Source organism: Roseiarcus sp., from assembly GCF_052145395.1.
Lineage (GTDB): Bacteria > Pseudomonadota > Alphaproteobacteria > Rhizobiales > Beijerinckiaceae > Roseiarcus.
The window spans coordinates 1-3,364 of sequence record NZ_JBKQOT010000634.1 but is presented as its reverse complement, the minus strand read 5'-3'; the positions used below and the strand labels follow the sequence as shown (position 1 = coordinate 3,364).

Below are 3,364 nucleotides of genomic sequence, written 5' to 3'. Positions count from 1 at the left end.
TTCCTATCTGAATCCGCGGGACGAGGAAACGTCCAAGCAAGGCGACTGACGCCGCCGCGCGAACCGACCGACCGCGGAATTGCCGGACAGGCAAAATCAGGAGGAAGCGATGAGTAAGACTTCGGGAATGAGGAAGCTATTGTGGAGCGGAATCGCAGCGTCAGTGTTGGCGCTTTCCGCCATCGCAGCGACGCCCGCGAAGGCGGCGGAAGCGCGCGAGGAGCTGCGCGCGCAGTTCGACAAGGACCTGAAGGGCAAGACGGTCGCTTGGGTCCCGGTTTGGCTCGGCGTGCTCGAGTCCGAATGGACCCGAGTCATGAAGGCGCATTTCGACGATTACGGCATGAAGCTGGAAGTGCGTGACGCCAACTTCAAGTCCGACGTTCAGCTTCAGGCCGTCAGCGAGCTCATCAACGAACGTCCCGATGTGCTCGTCGTGCAGAACCCCAACGTGACGCTGCTTGCGAAGGAGCTGAAGCGTGCGATGGACGCCGGAATCTATGTCGTGCAGGTCAACATGGCGTCCAACACGCTGACCGACGCCTATGTCGGCGTCGACGCGAAGGACATGGGTCGGCGCCTCGCGAAGAACATCATCGGCGATTGCGGCGGCGGCAAGGGCTCGGGCGAGATTTCGATCCTTGAGGGCGAGGCTACGGCCGCCTATTCGCTCGACATGAAAATCGGCGCTATGGAGGTCTTCAAGACCGATCCGTCAATCAAGGTCGTTTCGTCGCAGCCGACGAGCTGGGATGCGAACAAGGCCGGCGAAGTCACGGCGACCGTGCTGCAACAGCATCCCGATCTCTGCGGAATTCTCAGCGTTTGGGGCCCGCAGGCCGCCGGCGCCGCGCAAGTGATCAAGGCCGCCGGCAAGAGCGACAAGACCAAGATCTATGTCGCGAGCGATGGCCAGCCGGCCGACTGCGACTTGCTGGAGCAAGGCGCCTTCTACCGCAACTTGTCGTACCGAGCCGATACGCAGGGCGAGGCGATCGCCGACGCCGTGATTGGTTTGTTGCAGAGCGGCGACAAGCCGGGCACGAAGCGTCTTGCCTTCTATACGGTGCCGGCCTGGGTAAACAGCAAGGACGACCGCGCGTATTGCTTCACGGTCCCGAAGGACGCGAAGTAATCCGCCAATACCGCCCGCGAGTCGCCTCGCGGGCGCGCTAGCGCTTGCGCGTCACGAAGGACTCGGACATTCCTAGATGAAGAGCCTTCAGCGTTTTTGGCACCGGAATTCACCGCAGCTGTTCCTCGGCGAGTTGCTCGAGAAGCGGTGGATGGAGCCGATCATCCCGTTCACTCTGACGATCGCGGTCTTGCTCGTCTCCGCTCTGATGATCCCCCACTACACGTCGCTGGGGAACCTTCAGCAGTTGATGCGGAGCTTCGCCGAGCAGGGCATGGTGGCGATCGCCATGGCGTTTTCGGTGCTGTCCGGCGGCATCGACCTCTCGGTCGGCTCCGTCTTCGCAATGTCCAACTTTCTGGCCGTCTATTTCTATCTCATCGTCGGTCTGCCGCTGCCGGTGATGATCTTCGCCGTGATTGTTTTCGGCGCGTTGATGGGGGCGATCAACGGCGGGATGATCGCCTACGGCAAGACACGCCCTTTCCTTACGACCCTCGTGGTTCTCATCATCTTGCGCGGCGCCTATAACAAGGCGACCGCCGCATTCACGGAAGAACTCGCCAGCATCAACAGCGATTCTTCGGTCTGGGATTTCATGGGGTCGGGATTTGTTTTCGGCATTCCGACCAACATGGCCGTCCTTATCGTGGTCGCAGTCGCGACGCACTTCTATCTGACCCGCGTGCGTCCGGGTGTGCACATCATGGCCGTCGGCTCCAGTCGGAAGGCCGCCCGTCACGCCGGCGTCAACGTGAAGCGTGCGCTGTTCTCCGCCTATGTGATCTCGGGCGCGATAACCGCGCTCGCCGGGATCTTTTACGCGGCCCGCCAGAACAGTTCGGGCACCGACACGGGCGTCGGCTGGGAGATCAACGCGCTCGCCGCCGTGGTGCTCGGCGGAATCAGTCTCGCCGGGGGACGCGGCACAATCGCCCGCGCGATGATGGGCGCCGCAATTATTTTCATGCTGATAAGCGGCCTGGTCCAAACCGGCTTCTCCGGCAATCTGACGACGGCGATTATCGGGATCATTCTGCTTGTCGCCGTCGGCTTCAACGTCAAGTGGGTAAAGAACAAGGGCAAGGTGCTTCAGAAAGTCTATGTCGTGCCGAGCTGGGTGGATTTCCGGCCGCCGCCTTCGATCGCTCGCGACGGGGGCACTGTCTTTGCCGAGAACGATCGGCTGAAGAACGCCCAGCCGATCGCGCTCAACCAGATCGAGGGACCCGAGGACATCATCCTGGACCGCCGGGACAATCTCTACACCGTCAACCGCAACGGCTCGATCATCCGCTTTCTCGCCCCCGACTATTGCGTCCGCGAAGAGTTTGCGCGCATCGGCGGCCGCCCCCTCGGGCTCGCCTTCGATCGCGACCAGAACCTGCTCGTCTGTATCGCCGGCATGGGCGTTTACGGCGTGAAGCCGGATCGCACGATTTTCAAGGTGACGGACCGTACGTCGCGCACGCGCACGCGGCTCAAGGACGATTCGCGGCTCTATCTCGCCGACGATCTCGACGTCGCCCCCGACGGCAAGATCTATTTCAGCGAGGCGACGACGCGCTACGAGCTCGCGGACTGGGCGCTCGACGGTTTCGAGGGCAGGGGCAACGGCCGCCTGATCTGCCACGATCCCAAGAGCGGCGTGACGAAGACGGTCCTCAAGAACCTCACGTTCCCGAACGGCGTCTGCATCGCCCATGACGGCAAGTCGGTGCTGTGGGCAAGCACCTGGCTATGCCGGGTCTATCGCTATTGGATCGCCGGCGAGAAGGCCGGGACTAACGAGTTGCTGATCGATAACCTTCCCGGCTATTGCGACAACATCAACCGCTCCTCCGATGGCAAGTACTGGCTCGCCTTCTGCGGCCTGCGATCTCCGGTCTACGACCTCGCTATGGCAAATCCAAGTTTCCGGATACGCATGGTCAAGCAGATCCCGCCCGACGAATGGCTGTGTCCCGGCATCAACTACGGCTGCGTGATCAAGTTCGACGACAATGGCATCGTGTCGGAGTCGCTTTGGGACCCAGGCGGTCTCTCCCACCCGACGATAACCTCGGTGCGCGAGCACAAAGGCTATCTCTTCATCGGCGGCCTTGAGAACAACCGTATCGGCCGGATCAAGCTGGCGAACGCCGACCCGGCGTGGGAAGCCCACAAGTCTTATTGGGGAGCGGCCTGAGCCATGTCCTTCATCGGCGACGTCGTCGACCGCATCCTGTT

General features: G+C 61.9%; 2 protein-coding genes. Both read left to right on the top strand.

All coding sequences use genetic code 11. The features are described 5' to 3' along the window. Nucleotides 1-109: 109 nt before the first annotated feature. Nucleotides 110-1,135, top strand: coding sequence for a sugar ABC transporter substrate-binding protein (locus ACLP25_RS21970; protein WP_442471271.1), 1,026 nt, complete (start codon nucleotides 110-112; stop codon nucleotides 1,133-1,135). A gap of 76 nt (nucleotides 1,136-1,211) precedes the next feature. Beyond that, nucleotides 1,212-3,323 carry an ABC transporter permease gene (locus ACLP25_RS21965; protein ID WP_442471270.1) on the top strand — a complete coding sequence of 704 codons (2,112 nt, stop codon included), beginning with the start codon at nucleotides 1,212-1,214 and terminating at the stop codon, nucleotides 3,321-3,323. Nucleotides 3,324-3,364: the final 41 nt, after the last annotated feature.

Excerpts from the sequence above, each read along its gene's own strand:
- ACLP25_RS21970 (WP_442471271.1), top strand. The coding sequence starts at position 110 with ATGAGTAAGACTTCGGGAATGAGGAAGCTATTGTGGAGCGGAATCGCA.
- ACLP25_RS21965 (WP_442471270.1), top strand. The coding sequence starts at position 1,212 with ATGAAGAGCCTTCAGCGTTTTTGGCACCGGAATTCACCGCAGCTGTTC.